General features: G+C 63.8%; 15 protein-coding genes. 8 read left to right on the forward strand and 7 right to left on the reverse strand.

Translation table 11 applies throughout. From position 1 onward, the window contains the following. Window positions 1-106 precede the first annotated feature (106 nt). Window positions 107-331 (forward strand): DUF2970 domain-containing protein, encoded by a 225-nt coding sequence (locus tag KDW96_RS01015; protein WP_255838544.1) that lies wholly within the window; start codon window positions 107-109, stop codon window positions 329-331. Here the strand turns inward: KDW96_RS01015 and KDW96_RS01020 are convergent, their stop codons facing one another. Next, a complete protein-coding gene (locus KDW96_RS01020; RefSeq protein ID WP_370295266.1) occupies window positions 332-1,441 on the reverse strand; it encodes an ABC transporter substrate-binding protein in 1,110 nt (369 codons plus the stop codon). It lies immediately after the preceding gene. Between the two features lie 474 nt (window positions 1,442-1,915). Here KDW96_RS01020 and KDW96_RS01025 point away from each other — a divergent pair, with 474 nt between their 5' ends. Together KDW96_RS01025 and KDW96_RS01030 are read left to right on the forward strand one after the other, a co-directional pair. Next, window positions 1,916-3,574 carry a nitrite/sulfite reductase gene (locus tag KDW96_RS01025; RefSeq protein ID WP_255838545.1) on the forward strand — a complete coding sequence of 553 codons (1,659 nt, stop codon included), beginning with the start codon at window positions 1,916-1,918 and terminating at the stop codon, window positions 3,572-3,574. Further along, window positions 3,558-4,055 carry a DUF934 domain-containing protein gene (locus tag KDW96_RS01030; protein ID WP_255838547.1) on the forward strand — a complete coding sequence of 166 codons (498 nt, stop codon included), beginning with the start codon at window positions 3,558-3,560 and terminating at the stop codon, window positions 4,053-4,055. The genes KDW96_RS01025 and KDW96_RS01030 overlap by 17 nt, the downstream gene beginning before the upstream one ends. Before the next feature lie 110 nt (window positions 4,056-4,165). Here the strand turns inward: KDW96_RS01030 and KDW96_RS01035 are convergent, their stop codons facing one another. Further along, window positions 4,166-5,158 (reverse strand): YhdH/YhfP family quinone oxidoreductase, encoded by a 993-nt coding sequence (locus KDW96_RS01035; protein ID WP_255838548.1) that lies wholly within the window; start codon window positions 5,156-5,158, stop codon window positions 4,166-4,168. A gap of 27 nt (window positions 5,159-5,185) precedes the next feature. Further along, window positions 5,186-6,205 carry a protease SohB gene (gene sohB, locus KDW96_RS01040; RefSeq protein ID WP_255840603.1) on the reverse strand — a complete coding sequence of 340 codons (1,020 nt, stop codon included), beginning with the start codon at window positions 6,203-6,205 and terminating at the stop codon, window positions 5,186-5,188. A gap of 211 nt (window positions 6,206-6,416) precedes the next feature. Here sohB and KDW96_RS01045 point away from each other — a divergent pair, with 211 nt between their 5' ends. The 4 genes from KDW96_RS01045 to KDW96_RS01060 all read left to right on the forward strand — a co-directional run bounded on the left by KDW96_RS01045 (window position 6,417) and on the right by KDW96_RS01060 (window position 9,572). Beyond that, window positions 6,417-7,127: a histidine phosphatase family protein gene (locus tag KDW96_RS01045; RefSeq protein WP_255838549.1), complete on the forward strand. Its 711-nt coding sequence runs from the start codon at window positions 6,417-6,419 to the stop codon at window positions 7,125-7,127. A 59-nt stretch (window positions 7,128-7,186) separates the two neighbouring features. Further along, window positions 7,187-7,498, forward strand: coding sequence for an SCP2 sterol-binding domain-containing protein (locus tag KDW96_RS01050; protein WP_255838550.1), 312 nt, complete (start codon window positions 7,187-7,189; stop codon window positions 7,496-7,498). 204 nt (window positions 7,499-7,702) lie between these two features. Beyond that, window positions 7,703-8,770 (forward strand): phosphotransferase family protein, encoded by a 1,068-nt coding sequence (locus KDW96_RS01055; protein ID WP_255838551.1) that lies wholly within the window; start codon window positions 7,703-7,705, stop codon window positions 8,768-8,770. Window positions 8,771-8,804: 34 nt separating this feature from the next. Further along, entirely contained in the window at window positions 8,805-9,572 is a 768-nt protein-coding gene (locus KDW96_RS01060; protein WP_255838552.1) for an SDR family oxidoreductase, read from the forward strand. A 62-nt stretch (window positions 9,573-9,634) separates the two neighbouring features. On the opposite strand, the gene KDW96_RS01065 is transcribed toward KDW96_RS01060, so the two are convergent. Further along, window positions 9,635-10,282, reverse strand: coding sequence for a hypothetical protein (locus tag KDW96_RS01065; protein ID WP_255838553.1), 648 nt, complete (start codon window positions 10,280-10,282; stop codon window positions 9,635-9,637). Window positions 10,283-10,382: 100 nt separating this feature from the next. On the opposite strand from KDW96_RS01065, the gene KDW96_RS01070 reads away from it, so the two are divergent. Next, window positions 10,383-11,168, forward strand: a complete 786-nt coding sequence (locus KDW96_RS01070) for a TSUP family transporter (RefSeq protein WP_255838554.1) — start codon at window positions 10,383-10,385, stop codon at window positions 11,166-11,168. Here the strand turns inward: KDW96_RS01070 and nudC are convergent. From nudC to KDW96_RS01085, 3 genes are read right to left on the reverse strand one after another with little or no spacing between them, the layout of a single operon-like run. Then, complete coding sequence (gene nudC, locus KDW96_RS01075; RefSeq protein WP_255838555.1) at window positions 11,136-11,966, reverse strand: NAD(+) diphosphatase; 831 nt, start codon at window positions 11,964-11,966, stop codon at window positions 11,136-11,138. The genes KDW96_RS01070 and nudC overlap by 33 nt on opposite strands. Then, the gene (locus KDW96_RS01080; protein WP_255838556.1) at window positions 11,967-13,646 is read right to left on the reverse strand and encodes a FimL-related protein; all 1,680 of its coding nucleotides are present in this window, start codon (window positions 13,644-13,646) and stop codon (window positions 11,967-11,969) included. 50 nt (window positions 13,647-13,696) lie between these two features. Next, window positions 13,697-14,509 (reverse strand): crotonase/enoyl-CoA hydratase family protein, encoded by an 813-nt coding sequence (locus KDW96_RS01085; protein ID WP_255838557.1) that lies wholly within the window; start codon window positions 14,507-14,509, stop codon window positions 13,697-13,699. Window positions 14,510-14,715 lie beyond the last annotated feature (206 nt).

The following is a 14,715-nucleotide window of genomic DNA, read 5'->3' on the forward strand; positions in this document are numbered from 1 at the left end:
TATGAGCGCCAACATGTCGTCTGAATGGACCGCAGCGGCACGCTTCCGAGGATGCAAAGGAAACAACTCCAGCGCTAACCAGCAATGCCGAATACACGGAGGGGCTATGGCCGACAAACATGAGCAGGACGAGCAACCGCTGAGCCTATGGGCCACGCTGCAAAGCGTGTTGGCGGCCGCCTTTGGCGTGCAGAGCAGTAAGCGCCGGGCGCGCGACTTCAGCCGCGGCAAACCGAGTCACTTCATCGCACTCGGTGTGCTATTCACCCTCATATTCGTGTTGGTACTGATCGCCGTGGTCAAGCTGGTGCTGCACTTCACCGCCCCATGATCACTCCAGCAACGGCTCGACCGAGAAACCGTAGTTGGTCATACCCGGCTGGTAGAGGGCACTGAACTTGCGAAAATCGAGCCCGTAGCCCGGCACCTGCAATCGCTTCGACAAGACCGCTGCCTGCTCGGCGTCGAGCAGGCTGAACACCGGATCGACACGATCCTTGCCACCGCGCTGCGCGAAATCCTGCCCGCCATGGTAGTCATGCAGCAGCACCATGGCCCAGCCGCCCAGGGTGAAATGTCCGCCCACAAGCGCCGCCAACTGGCCCGAAGCCCGTGCCTGGAGCACCTCCTGGGAGTTGTTCAGCGCGGAAAAATGCAGGTCCTTGCCTGGCTCCCTGCCAAGTTCCTGCGCCGCCCGCATCGCGCCAAACGCCATTTCATCATTTGCGGCCCACACCAACTGCGTATCGGCGTAACGCGGCAACAGCAATAGAGCCTGCTGGTAGGCGCGTTGACGGGCCCACTCGCCGTAGACCAGTTGCTGCAGCTTGACCTCTGGATGCTCCGCCAGGGCCCGGTGCAACCCCTCCTCCCGCAGGGCGGCGGAAGGTGTATTGCGGACACCGGAAAACGCCAGCATCTGCGCGGGACGGCCATCGAGCTTGGCGATCAAAGCCTTGCCCATGAGGTAGCCGGCCTCCCGATCATTGGGGATCAGGCTGCCGATCCAGTGCCGGTAACGCTCTCGCGTACCGCCCGTCAGCCCCTGTTGCTCAGGTGTCAGGGTACTGTGCAGGGAAAACAGCCTGACAGGACTGCCTGCGAACAGCCGCAGCAGCTCCGGTCCGGTATACATTTCATTGACGAAGATCAGGTAGTCCGGCTGCTCGGGTTCTGCCAGCACCCGCCGCGCATTGTCCAGCAGTCGCTCGCGATCTCGTTCGCCGTAGATCACGCGCAGGCGCATGCCGAGGCTGTCGGCAGCCGCCTGCATGAAATCGCTATAGCCGACCCAGAACGGTTCGTTGGAGTAGCCCGGATTGAGAAACACGACGGAAGCGCCAACGGCTCCCGCGCGATCTTTCTCGGACGCGGCCTGCACCACTCCCATCAACGCAGCGAGCACTGCGGCGAAGAGAACCCTGACCCCTGACTTGACCATGCGGCGCGCGCCTCCTAACTAAGCGCGCCCAGTATATGCGGGGATAGGTGGCGGCAGCTCCACCACCGATCTACCGCTCAGACAAAACCGGCGTCTCTTGGTACCCAGCCCTGCGCCCGGCACACCTACTGCTGACTGACCCAGAAAACCGCCGTAGAAACGACAATCAGGATCAGGGTGAAAATGGCCCGGGCGTCGACAACGCTGTCACGGTTGTCTGGTTGAGAGTGTTCGGTCATCGGCTAGCCCCTTTTTTTTGGTTATGATCGGTTTGCCAGTGCAGTTAAGACCAGCGCAAGGGCATGCTCAAGCTGAGGTGTCATGCTTTGCGCTTTATTTAGCGCTAATGGTTCTTTCCATATGCTCAAACATCACTTTTGCGCATAACCCTGAACTGGTATCTTCCCCCGGCTCCTCAGGGAGCGCGCGGCCGTGCGCTGATTAGCTGCAAGCAGCCTGATAACAGGACCCTTCATGTACGTATACGACCAGTACGACCAAACCATCATCGAGGACCGCGTCAAGCAGTTCCGTGATCAAACCCGCCGTTACCTGGCTGGCGAGCTGAGTGGCGAAGAGTTCCGCCCACTGCGCCTGCAGAACGGCCTGTACATTCAGCGCTATGCGCCAATGCTGCGCGTCGCCGTGCCCTACGGCCTGATGTCCTCGGCCCAGGTTCGCATGATGGCCAAGATCGCTCGCGACTACGACAAGGGCTATGCCCACATCAGCACCCGGCAGAACGTCCAGTTCAACTGGCCGGAGCTGGAAGACGTGCCGGAGATTCTTGCCGAACTGGCCACTGTGCAGATGCACGCGATCCAGACCAGCGGCAACTGCATCCGCAATACCACCACCGACCAGTTCGCCGGTGTGGCCAAGGACGAGATTGTCGACCCACGCCCCTGGTGCGAGATCATTCGCCAGTGGTCGACCTTCCACCCCGAGTTCACCCACCTGCCGCGCAAGTTCAAGATTGCGGTGAACGGCGCTGTCAGCGACCGCGCCGCGATCGAAGTGCACGACATCGGCCTGGAAGCGGTGAAGAATGACGCCGGCGAGCTGGGCTTCCGCGTATCGGTCGGTGGCGGCCTCGGCCGTACCCCGGTGGTTGGCAGTTTCATCAACGAATTCCTGCCGTGGCAGCACCTGATCAGCTACCTCGACGCCATCCTGCGGGTATACAACCGCTATGGTCGTCGCGACAACAAGTACAAGGCGCGCATCAAGATTCTGGTCAAGGCCCTGACGCCCGAAGTGTTCGCCGAGCGCGTCGACGCCGAATGGACGCACCTCAAGGACGGCCCGACCACCCTGACCGAAGCCGAAGTGAGCCGCGTCGCCGCCCATTTCGTCGACCCGGACTATCGGGTCCTGCAGGATCAGGATGCCGCCCTCGCGCAACTCGATAGCGAGCATCCGGGCTTCGCCCGCTGGCGTCAGCGCAACACCTTCGCCCACAAGAAGCCCGGCTATGTCGCGGTGACCCTGTCACTGAAGCCAACCGGCGTCGCGCCGGGCGACGTCACCGACAAGCAGCTCGACGCCATCGCCGAACTGGCCGATCGCTACAGCTTCGGCGAGGTGCGCAACAGCCACAACCAGAACATCATTCTCGCCGACGTCGAGCAGGCGCAGCTGTTCACCCTCTGGGGCGAACTGCGTGAGCAAGGGTTTGCCACGCCGAACGTGGGCCTGCTCACCGACATCATCTGCTGCCCGGGCGGCGACTTCTGCTCCCTGGCCAACGCCAAGTCGATCCCGGTGGCCGAGGCGATCCAGCGCCGCTTCGACGACCTCGACTACCTGTTCGACATCGGCAACATCGACCTCAACATCTCTGGCTGCATGAACGCCTGCGGTCACCACCATGTCGGCCATATCGGCATCCTCGGCGTGGACAAGAAGGGTCAGGAGTTCTATCAGGTCTCCCTCGGCGGTAGTTCCGGCCGCGATGCCAGCCTGGCACAGATTCTCGGCCCGTCCTTCGCCCAGGACGACATGCCGGATGTGATCGACAAGATCGTTAACGTCTACGTCGAGCAACGCACCGAAGAAGAAAGTTTCCTCGACACCTTCCGCCGCATCGGTGTCGACCCGTTCAAGGAGCGCGTATATGCAGCGAATCATTAAGAACGACCAGGTAGTCGACGAAACCTGGCACCTGCTGCCCAAGGATGCGAGCTTCGACGAGCTGCCCAACTGCGACGACCTGATCGTGCCCCTGGCCATGTACGTCGACCACGCGCATGCCCTGAAGGCCCGTGACGGCGGCCTCGGCGTCTGGCTGGAAGCCGGCGAGGAGATCGAGGAGATCGCCGACCAACTGGACAACTTCCAGGTGGTCGCATTGAACTTCCCGGCCTTCACCGATGGCCGGCACTGCTCCACTGCCTACTTGCTGCGCACCCGCTATGGCTACAAGGGCGAGGTGCGCGCCATCGGCGACGTGCTGCGCGACCAGCTGTTCGCCCTCAAGCGCTGCGGTTTCGATGCCTTCGCCCTGCGTGAAGACAAGGACCCGCATGATGCGCTGAAGGCGTTCACGGAGTTCGGAGAGGTCTATCAGGCCTCCAGCGACCAGCCTTTGCCGCTGTTCCGTCGCCGCGCCTGATCGACCGCCCCAACAAAAAAGCCCCGCATTGCGGGGCTTTTTTGTTTCAGCTGTCTCGCTGGCTCCGAGCCAGTGGCGCCAGAGGCCTTAAGAGGTGTTCCATTAGGCTCTCAATCGAGCCTGACCAACACGCGGCCGGTCAGTTGTCCGGCGAGTATTTTCGCGATCGCCTCCGGCAACTGCGCCAGGCCGACCTCGGTCACCAAGCGCTCCAGGCCCTCGAGCCTCCATTGCAGCGACAGCTTGTCCCACATGGAGGCTTTGACCACCAGGGGCAACTCCACCGAATCGACCCCCAACAGGTTCACCCCGCGCAGGATGAAGGGCAGTACGTTGCCCTTGAAGGGAACGCCGGCGGTCAGGCCGCAGCAGGCCACACTGCCGCCGTAGCGCAGGGATTTGACCACGTTGAACAGGATGTCGCCGCCCACCGTATCGACCGCGCCAGCCCATTGTTCCTTGAGCATCGGCCTTTCGCCCCCTTCCTGCAGCTCACCGCGCGGCACGATGCGCTCGGCCCCCAGTTCCTGGAGAAACGCGCCCTGCTCCACCTTGCCGGTGGAGGCCGCCACCTGGTAACCCAACTTGACCAGCAGGGCTACCGCAACGCTGCCCACGCCACCGGTGGCGCCGGTAACCAGGATCGGGCCGGCATCGGGGCTGACCCCGGCCTGCTCGAGTTTGTCGACGCACAGCGCGGCGGTCAGGCCGGCGGTTCCGAGCACCATGGCGTCGCGCAGCGACAGACCCTGGGGGCGCTTGATCGCCCACGCCGCCGGAATGCGGATGTATTGGCCGAAACCGCCCGCGGTATTCATGCCCAGGTCGTAGCCGGTGATGATCACCTCGTCACCAGCGGCGAACTCGGCGACGCTGGACTGCTCCACCACGCCGGCGGCATCGATGCCCGGCGTGTGGGGGAACTGCTTGGTCACCCCCCGATTGCCACTCGCCGACAGCGCATCCTTGTAGTTCAGCGACGAGTAGCGGACCCGAATCAGCAGCTCGCCGGCGGGCAACTCACCGGTGTCGCGCTCGACTATTGCCTGCTCGAATTCGCCCGCCACGCCTTCGCGGGCCTGCAGTGCCATGAACTTACCCATGTCGATCCCCCTGTGACAGAAAATGCTTTACCAGAAGCGCTGCTGGTTGAGGCGGCTCAGCCAACTCAGCACGAAACGATCCAGGGCCACGCTAGCCGCCAGGCCAACGCGCTCCTGAAGGCTCTTCCTGGTAGCGAAATGCAGGTGATACAGCTCCGCCTCCCTGGCCCGCCCGGCGAGGTATTCATCGCTAGTCTTCAGTTCGTCGACCAGCTCTTTCTCCAGGGCCGCCAGCCCCAGCCAGACTTCACCGGTGGCGACCTCGTCGATCCGCAGCTGCGGGCGGTAACGGGCGACGAAGCCCTTGAACAGCTCATGGATGCTCTCCAGGTCATCCTGGAACTTCTCCCGGCCCTTGTCGGTGTTCTCGCCGAAAACCGTGAGGGTGCGCTTGTACTCGCCGGCCGTGAGCACCTCGAAATCGATGTTGTGCTTCTTCAACAGCCGATGCACGTTGGGCAGCTGCGCCACCACGCCGATCGAGCCAAGGATGGCGAACGGAGCGGAAATGATCTTCTCGCCAATGCAGGCCATCATGTAGCCGCCGCTGGCGGCGACCTTGTCGATGCACACGGTCAAGGGCACCCGCGCCTCGCGGATCCGTGCCAGCTGAGAGGCGGCCAACCCGTAGCTGTGCACCATGCCACCACCGCTTTCCAGGCGTACCACCACCTCGTCCTGGGGCTTGGCCATGCTCAGCAGCGCCGTGACTTCGTGACGTAACTGGTCAACGGCCGATGCCTTGAGGTCACCGTGGAAGTCCAGCACGAAGACCCGCGGCTTGTGCCCCGAGGACTTCTTCGCCAGCTTCTCGGCCTTGGCTTCGGCCTTGTGCAGGCTCTTGAGCTGGTCCTTGTCCAGCACCGCCTGCTCCAGCCGGTGGCGCAACTCCTTGTAGAAATCGTTGAGCTTGTCGACCTGCAACTGCCCGGGCGCCTTGCGTCCCTTGCTTCGCAACGCCACCCCTGCCGCCAGCAACACCAGCACGGCCACCACCAGCGTCACCACCTTGGCCAGAAAGCCCGCGTAATCAGCCAGAAAGTCCACGCTCATCCCCCTTGTTGTCCATGCCGGCGCCCAGCTGCAGCCCGCGCCCGTGAGGCTCAAGCATACCGACGCCGCCGAGAGCCGGCCAGCCGCCTTGCCACTGAATCCGGGCCAGGCAGACATTTCAAACAAGCGTATGTTTTTTCGTTGACAGCCCTCCGCGTTCCTCATACCCTCGCGAAACTTTCACCGCACCGGGACTGCAGCGGACGTGGGCAGCATCTACCTGATCCGACATGGTCAAGCCTCGTTTGGCGCCGCCGATTACGACGTGCTGTCGCCCACCGGCGTCCGCCAGGCCGAGGTGCTGGGCGCGCACCTCGCGCAGCTCGGTCTGCATATGGATCGCAGCATCAGCGGCACACTGCGCCGTCAGCAGCACACCGCCACTACGACCATGTCTCAGCTGGGCGACGCGGGCCTCAAGGTACCGGCACTGGAGCTCGATGCGGCATTCAATGAATTCGACGCCGACGCGGTGATCCGCGCCCTGCTCCCCGGATTGCTCCCTGAAGAACCGGGCGCCCTGCAGGTGCTGCGCGACGCCGCACAGAACCGTGCAGAATTCCAGCGCCTGTTCGCCCTGCTGATCAGTCGCTGGCTCTCCGGTGAGTACGACCAGCCCGGCCTGCAGAGCTGGCAGGGCTTTGTCGAACAAGTCCAAGAGGGATTTTCCCGCCTGCTGGAAAAGGCCGAGCGCGGACAGAACATCGCCCTGTTCACCTCCGGCGGCACCATTACCGCCCTGTTGCACCTGGTTACCGGCGTGGCGCCGACCAAGGCCTTCGAGCTGAACTGGCAGATCGTCAACACCTCCCTGAGTTGCCTGAAATTTCGCGGCACACAGGTGAGCCTGGCTTCCTTCAACAGTCATGTGCACTTGCAACTGTTGAGGGCGCCGGAACTCATCACCTTTCGCTGAGTCCCGGCCCACTGCGCCCAACCGGGCGCGAGAAAAATCTGAAACCAAAGGAAGAAACCATGAGCGTTGCAGACATCGTCCAAACCATGCAGTCCAAGTTCAACGCCGGTGCCGCTGCGGGCCTGGACCTGGTATTCCAGTTCAATATCGAAGACGGCGAGAACCACTACCTGGTGGTCAAGGACGGCACCTGCGACGTCCAGAAAGGCGATGCCGAGAACGCCAACGTGACCCTGATCATGGACACCGAGACCCTCAAGGGCATCACCAGCGGCGAGACCGATGGCATGCAGGCCTTCATGGCCGGCAAGCTGCGCGCCGAAGGCGACATGATGCTGGCCATGAAGCTCGGCGAGCTGTTCCCGGTCTAAGCCTCGACGCCTGATCGGCCAGAATAACCGGAGTCCAGTGCTCCGGTTTTTTTTGCCCGGCAACTCAGCTCAGCGATGAATCAGGCCGCTTGATTGCGCGGCAACACGCGCGCCTATAACGGCGCAGCGCGCTTGAGGCGACCGAGGTGCAGCATTAGATTAGTCAATAATCCAGGACAACGATCATAAGCAAAAGGGATAAACATGGCGCTTACCGACCAGTCGACCCGTATCCGTGAAGGCGAGGAGCTCGACGCTGGCATCATCGACCCTTATCTCAAGGCGCATATACCGGGCCTGAGCGGCACGCCGCAGATCAGCCAGTTTCCCGGCGGCGCCTCGAACCTCACCTACCTGCTGCAATACCCGGAAAAGGAACTGGTTCTGCGTCGCCCGCCTTTCGGCCACAAGGCCAAGTCGGCCCACGACATGGGCCGCGAGTTCCGCATCCTCAACCGCCTCAACGCGGGCTTCCCCTACTGCCCTAAGGCCTATGTGCATTGCACCGACGAAGCGTTGATCGGCGCCGAGTTCTATGTGATGGACCGGGTCAACGGCATCATCCTGCGCTCGGACATGCCGGCCGAGCTCAATCTCGACGCCGAGCAGACCCGCGCCCTGTGCAAGAGCTTCATCGACAAGCTGGTCGAGCTGCACAACGTCGATTACCAGGCCTGTGGCCTGGCCGATCTGGGCAAGCCGCAAGGCTATGTGCAGCGGCAGATCCTCGGCTGGAGCGAGCGCTACGAGAAGGCCCTCACCCCCGACGCGCCGCTGTGGCAGCCGGTGATAGCCTGGCTGAAGGACAAGATGCCCGCCGACCATGCCAAGCCCGCCATCGTGCACAACGACTACCGCTTCGACAACGTCATCCTCGACCCACACAACCCCATGCAGATCATCGGCGTGCTGGACTGGGAACTGACCACCATCGGCGACCCGCTGATGGACCTGGGCAACACCCTCGCCTACTGGATCGAAGCCGCCGACCCGGCGCCGGTGCAGCTGATCCGGCGCCAGCCGAGCAATGCGCCCGGCATGCTCACGCGGGAGGAGTTCGTGGCCTACTACGCCGAACGCGCCGGCATCGAGATCGCCAATATCGATTTCTACTACACCTACGGCCTGTTTCGTCTGGCCGCGATCGTGCAGCAGATCTACTACCGCTATTACCACGGCCAAACCCAGGACAAGCGCTTCGCCCAGTTCATCCAGATGAACAAGCTGCTGGAGCACATGAGCCTGCAGGTCATCAACAAGTCGCAGCTGTAATCCGCCTCGGCACTCTCAGATAAAGGGAACGCGCATGTCCAAGACCCAACTGTTCGACCTCGACGGCAAGATCGCCTTCGTCTCCGGCGCCAGCCGCGGCATCGGCGAAGCCATCGCCAAGCTGCTCGCCCAGCAAGGCGCCCACGTCGTCGTCTCCAGCCGCAAGATCGAAGGCTGCCAGGCTGTCGCCGACGCCATCATCGCCGACGGTGGCCAGGCCACCGCGATCGCCTGCCACATCGGCGAAATGGAGCAGATTCAGGCGGTCTTCGCACAGATCCGCGAGCAGTTCGGCCGCCTGGACATCCTGGTCAACAACGCCGCGACCAACCCGCAGTTCTGCAACGTACTGGATACCGACCTGTCGGCCTTCCAGAAAACCGTCGACGTGAACATCCGTGGCTACTACTTCATGTCCATCGAGGGCGGCAAATTGATGAAGCAGAACGGCGGCGGCAGCATCATCAACGTCGCCTCGATCAATGGCGTATCGCCAGGCGAGTTCCAGGGCATCTACTCGGTGACCAAGGCCGCAGTGATCAGCATGACCAAGGTGTTCGCCAAGGAGTGCGCGCAGTTCGGCATCCGCTGCAACGCGCTGCTGCCGGGCCTGACCGACACCAAGTTCGCCTCGGCCCTGACCAAGAACGACGCCATCCTCAATATCGCCCTGCAGCGCATCCCGCTCAAGCGTGTCGCCGACCCAAGCGAGATGGCCGGCGCGGTACTCTACCTGGCCAGCGAGGCCTCCAGCTACACCACCGGCGTGGCGCTCAACGTCGATGGCGGCTTCCTGTCCTGAGTGGCTCCCATGCCACAGAAAAAGGGACCCTCGGGTCCCTTTTTTGCTTCATTGACCGAGTATTACTGCCAGTCTTTCAGCGCCTGATTGGCCGCCTGATTCATGGGCTGGGCCAGCAGGCCCGTCGGGGTCAGGCTGACGGCGTACACCGCACCGTCGGCCACCGGCAGGTAGGTCACCCGTAACGCCTGAGGGTCGAACATGAACAGGTCATGCTGGCCCAGTCGCAGCCAACGCCACAGGTCCACGCCGTAGGGACTGTGTGCCAGTTCGACCCGCGCATGCTGAGCCAATGCCTGCTGTTCGATGGTGAGAAAGCGGCCCGAGAGCTTTTCCAGGCGATAGCCCGGCTGCAGGCCGATCAACGAGGCCAGGCCCTTCCACTGCAGCAGGCGCGCATCCAGCTGCCACAGATCGCCCTGGAAGGTGAAACTGCGCTCGCGACGCCCCTCCAGCAGGCTGGCCCTGTAGGCCGAGCCGTCGGCCTGGAAGGTCAGGGTCACGAGGGGCTTGCCTTCGGCCAACGGCTCGTAACTGGACAGGTCGTAGGCCACCAGGCCGATCAAGCCGGCCAGGGCTACGAATGCCAAACCGCAGGTGCCGCGCAACCAGCCGAGAAACCAGCGGCCACTGAACAGGATGCGTGCGGCAACCGCTATCGCCAGCAGCGCTAGTATTGCGGTCGCCCAAGCCAGACCGTCGTACTGCATCGACTCCATTCCTTCTACTGGTAAATGCCGGCATTATGCGCTGCCACACCGCTTTGCGAACAGCGAGAGCGCCGCACAATAGGACACAGGTCGTCTTTTCATGCCCCTTCCCTTCGAGCTGGCCGTGGATCCGGCAGTCCTGGCCATATTGGCCCTGGTGGCCTTTACCGCCGGCTTTGTCGACGCCATTGCCGGCGGCGGCGGCCTGCTGACCATTCCGGCCCTGCTGACCGCCGGCCTGCCGCCCCATCTGGTGCTCGGCACCAACAAGCTGTGCGCCACCTTCGGCTCTGCCACGGCCAGCTACACCTTCTATAGGCGCAAGTTGTTCGCCCCGGCGCAGTGGCGCAATGCGCTGATCGGCACGGCGATCGGCGCCCTGCTCGGCGCGGCCGTCGCCCATTGGATGCCGGCGGCCTGGCTGAACCAGCTGCTACCGGCGGTGGTGTTCGCCTGTGGGCTCTATCTGCTACTGGGAAGGCCGCCCGAGGCGCCGACGGACTCGGAGGCGCAACCGGCCAAGGGCCGGCAGTGGCCACAGAGCCTGGGACTGGGCTTCTACGATGGGGTGGCCGGTCCTGGCACAGGCGCCTTCTGGACCGTCAGCACGCTGCTGCTCTATCCCCTGGATCTGGTGCGCGCCAGCGGCGTGGCCCGGACCATGAATTTCGTCAGCAATGCCTGCGCGCTGGTGGTCTTCATCGGCACCGGACAGGTGGCCTGGGTGCTCGGCCTGAGCATGGGCATGGCCCTGATGGTCGGCGCCTATCTCGGCGCGCGCACGGCGATCGGCGGCGGCTCGAGGTTCATCCGCCCGGTGTTCATCCTGGTGGTGCTGGCGCTGACCGTGCGCCTAGCCTGGCAGCACTGGTTCGGGCAGGCCTAGGCGTCGGGCGACGTAGAGGTCGATCAGGTAGCGGGCGATGGAGCGCGGCGCCGGCAAGGGCGGCAAGCGGTGCACACTGAACCACTGCGCATCTTCGATTTCCTCCGCCTGCATGACGATGTCGCCGCCGGCGTATTCGGCATGGAAACCCAGCATGAGCGAATGCGGGAACGGCCAGCCCTGGCTGCCCAGGTATTGCAGGTTCCTGACCTCGACCCCGACCTCCTCGCGCACCTCGCGGGCGACGCACTGTTCGACCGACTCGCCGGTTTCGACGAAGCCTGCCAGGGTGCTGTAGACGCCGCTGACGAAGCGTGGCGATCGGGCCAGGAGGATCTCGTCGCCACGGGTGACCAGCACAATCATGCTCGGCGACAACCGCGGGTAATGCTGCAGCTCGCAACGCGGACAGCGCATCGCCCGCTCCCCGCGCACCTGCTCCATGGTGCCGCCGCAGCTGCCGCAGAAGCGGTGCTGGCGCGCCCAGGTGCCAATCTGGGTGGCATAGCTGAGCAGGCGGAAGATATCCGCCTCGCCCTGCAGCATGACCTGGCGCAGGCTCTGCCAGGCGCAACCGGGCAGTGACAGCGGCTGCTCCAGTTCGAGCAGGTAGACCGCATCGCCGTCGAAGTGGCCGATGCCCTGTTCGGCGAGCACCGACAACTCCTGCTGCTTCAACCACTCACGGGGGAACAGCAGGCCGTTGCTGTCGGCAAGAAACTGTTGATTGCAGTGCACCAGCGCCCATCCACCGGGTAGCTGGCTGTCGAGCAGGGCCGGTTGCCAGTGCCGGGCCATCTACACAGCCACCTTCATGCCAAGGGCGCGAACGCTGTCGGCGGCCAGGTCGAGCACGCTCGGCTGGGTCTCCGGAAGCAGCACCGCGCCAGCCTCCAGGTAATATTCCAGGCTGCTCAGGGCATCGGCCAGGGTTTCCAGCATCTGCTCGGAGGGCATCTGCGAGACGTCGAGCATCTGCCGCTGGATATAGTCGGCACAGGCGCCCACCAGCAGCGCGGCGCGCGCCTGGTCGAGGAACCACAAGCCGCCACGCACCGCCTGCAGGCTGAACGGCACGTTGGACAGGTGCATGCGGTCGCCACCGGCCTCCAGATAGGCGGTGATCGCGCGCTTGGCCAGCGCCAGGCCGGCGCGGGCCTCATCGACCACGACAATGCGCGCCTCATTGAGTTGATGCTGAGCGAAGGATTCGGCCTCGTGCCCCGGCTGCGCCTGGGCCGGTCGAACATCGCGGCGCTCGCCGCTCTCCAGGCTGGCGACCATACCTTCGACGTAGAGCACCGCCTCGGCCAGCCGGTTCAGCTCGGTCGCCCCTGGCACCACCTCTTCACGCCAGTCGGCGACAGTCTGCAGCTGCGCCGCCAGGGAGTTGCCGGCCGAGCTGAGGCCGACCATGCCGAGGGTCTTGCTCAACTTGCCGAGCAAGGCGTGCAGGCTGCCGAGGGTCTCCGCCTGCACCGTGCCGCGCTCGATCAGATCGAGCATGTCCTTGAGTCCAGTCAACTCTTCGCGGATCGCCGAACTCAGCGAGCGCATGACCGACTGGCCGGGGCCGGCCAGACGCCGGTACTCCTCCTCCAGCAGGTGATCGGTGAATGGCAAGGGGGTGAGTCCGAAGACTTCCCGCACCGGGGTGACGCTTGGTCCGCGGCTGTCGCCCAGGGCAACCAGGTAGAGCAGCTCCTTGAGCAGGCTGCGCGAGGTTTCGTGCTGGGCATTGCCGAGCATCTGCTTGAGTTCGCGATCGATCCTGGAGAACAGCTGCTTGCGCGATTTGCGCGCCAGCATCCGGCCGTCGATCTGGGACTCCAGGGCCGCGGCGGCGATCCAGCACAGGCGCCCGCGCGGCTCGTTGCCGTACAGGCCGTCCAGACGATTCATCGCACGGGCCATCAACTTGAGGCTGGCCTTGGGATTCTGCTCGCGAAGGAAGCCGAGCAGCCCCACCTGATACATATGCCGCAGGCGCTTGGCCTCGACGGCCTTGGCCGCCGCATCGAGGGCTGGCGCGGCGCGGTGCGGGCGCTGCTGGTCGAGGCGCACGCTGAAGAAGAAACTCTCGGGCAGTCCGGGCTGACCGCCGGCCTGACGCAGGTCGTTGATCGCCGGCAACAGCAGCTCGGGCATTTCCTGGCGGTTGGCGTCGACGCTTTCCAGATAGCGGCGCAGCACGTGCAAGGCATTGCTCAATGCTGAAAGCTGCACGTCGCGCTCGTTGCCGGCGCCGGCGGGAATGTCGGTGGCCTGGTCGAGCACTTCCTGGGCCAGCAGCTCCGCGCCGGTCAGCTCGATCAGGTTGAGCGCGCCGCGCACCTGCTGAAGTCCCTCCACGGCCTGTTGCAGCAGGCTGCCGTTGTCACGCTCGGCGATGAACTGCTCCAGGCTGGCCTCGGCCTCCTCCATGGTGGTGAACAGCTCATCACGCACCAGGCTCAGCGACGTGGCTCCAGAAACCATGGGCTAAAGCGCCTCCCGCGCCGGTAGAGAAGAGGTTCGCGGGCAGCGCATCAGTCGGCGAACTCCGGCTTCTGCTTGCTCATATGGGCGGCCATGGCCACTCGCAGATCGGCCGACTGGAGCATCGCGGCATTCCAGGTGGCGACGTACTCCAGGCCGTCGTCGACCCGATGGTCGCGCATGTAGCGAATCATTTCCTTGGTGCCGCGCACGGCGATCGGCGACTTGGCGGCAATCTCCCGGGCGATTTCCATTACCCCGTCGAGCAACGCCGTGGCATCGCTGAACGTACGGTTGACCAGGCCGATGCGGCGCGCTTCTTCACCGTCGATGGTCTGCCCGGTGAAGGCCAGCTCGCGCATCATGCCATCGCCGATGATCCGCGGCAGGCGCTGCAGCGTGCCAACGTCCGCGGCCATGCCGATGTCGATCTCCTTGATCGAGAACTGCGCATCGCCGGTGGCGTAACGCATGTCGCAGGCCGAGATCAGGTCGATTGCGCCGCCCAGGCAATAGCCCTGGATCGCTGCCAGCACCGGCTTGCGGCACTGGTCGACGGCATTGAAGGAGGCCTGCAGTTCGAGGATCTTGCGGCGCAGGGCCTCGGCATTGCGGCCGACGTCCTTGCCCAGTTGACTGCCCACCTGGGCCAGCATCATCAGGTCGATGCCCGAAGAGAAGTGCTTGCCGGCCCCCGACAGAACCACCACCCGGGCCTCGTCCGTGGCATCGACCCAGCGGAAGATCTCGATGATCTCCGACCAGAAGTCGGCGTTCATCGCATTGACCTTTTCCGGACGATTGATCGCGACATGGGCAATTTTATCTGCCAACTCGACGCGAAAGGCTTTGTAGTCGGACACGGCAGTCATCCTCAGGCAGAGCGCGCGGGCGCGCTTAGATAGATTCTTGGGATTAGAATCGGGCAACTATAACAAGGACGCGGTCAATGTCGATGCCGGTCACTGTGACGCAGGACACGTCACGCAACTTCAGTCGCCGTTTGAGTCCCGGCGGTAAGCGTTTGATCTGCCGAAGATACCAGTGTCGTGATTTCCCTGTGCCCGCC

It is taken from the genome of Pseudomonas benzenivorans (assembly GCF_024397895.1).
GTDB classification, from domain to species: Bacteria; Pseudomonadota; Gammaproteobacteria; order Pseudomonadales; family Pseudomonadaceae; genus Aquipseudomonas; species Aquipseudomonas benzenivorans_A.

What these genes read in the sequence shown, in the direction of transcription:
- KDW96_RS01015 (WP_255838544.1), top strand. Translation starts at nt 107, where the DNA reads ATGGCCGACAAACATGAGCAGGACGAGCAACCGCTGAGCCTATGGGCC.
- KDW96_RS01020 (WP_370295266.1), bottom strand. Translation starts at nt 1,441, where the DNA reads ATGGTCAAGTCAGGGGTCAGGGTTCTCTTCGCCGCAGTGCTCGCTGCG.
- KDW96_RS01025 (WP_255838545.1), top strand. Translation starts at nt 1,916, where the DNA reads ATGTACGTATACGACCAGTACGACCAAACCATCATCGAGGACCGCGTC.
- KDW96_RS01030 (WP_255838547.1), top strand. Translation starts at nt 3,558, where the DNA reads ATGCAGCGAATCATTAAGAACGACCAGGTAGTCGACGAAACCTGGCAC.
- KDW96_RS01035 (WP_255838548.1), bottom strand. Translation starts at nt 5,158, where the DNA reads ATGGGTAAGTTCATGGCACTGCAGGCCCGCGAAGGCGTGGCGGGCGAA.
- KDW96_RS01050 (WP_255838550.1), top strand. Translation starts at nt 7,187, where the DNA reads ATGAGCGTTGCAGACATCGTCCAAACCATGCAGTCCAAGTTCAACGCC.
- KDW96_RS01055 (WP_255838551.1), top strand. Translation starts at nt 7,703, where the DNA reads ATGGCGCTTACCGACCAGTCGACCCGTATCCGTGAAGGCGAGGAGCTC.
- KDW96_RS01060 (WP_255838552.1), top strand. Translation starts at nt 8,805, where the DNA reads ATGTCCAAGACCCAACTGTTCGACCTCGACGGCAAGATCGCCTTCGTC.
- KDW96_RS01065 (WP_255838553.1), bottom strand. Translation starts at nt 10,282, where the DNA reads ATGCAGTACGACGGTCTGGCTTGGGCGACCGCAATACTAGCGCTGCTG.
- KDW96_RS01070 (WP_255838554.1), top strand. Translation starts at nt 10,383, where the DNA reads ATGCCCCTTCCCTTCGAGCTGGCCGTGGATCCGGCAGTCCTGGCCATA.
- nudC (WP_255838555.1), bottom strand. Translation starts at nt 11,966, where the DNA reads ATGGCCCGGCACTGGCAACCGGCCCTGCTCGACAGCCAGCTACCCGGT.
- KDW96_RS01080 (WP_255838556.1), bottom strand. Translation starts at nt 13,646, where the DNA reads ATGGTTTCTGGAGCCACGTCGCTGAGCCTGGTGCGTGATGAGCTGTTC.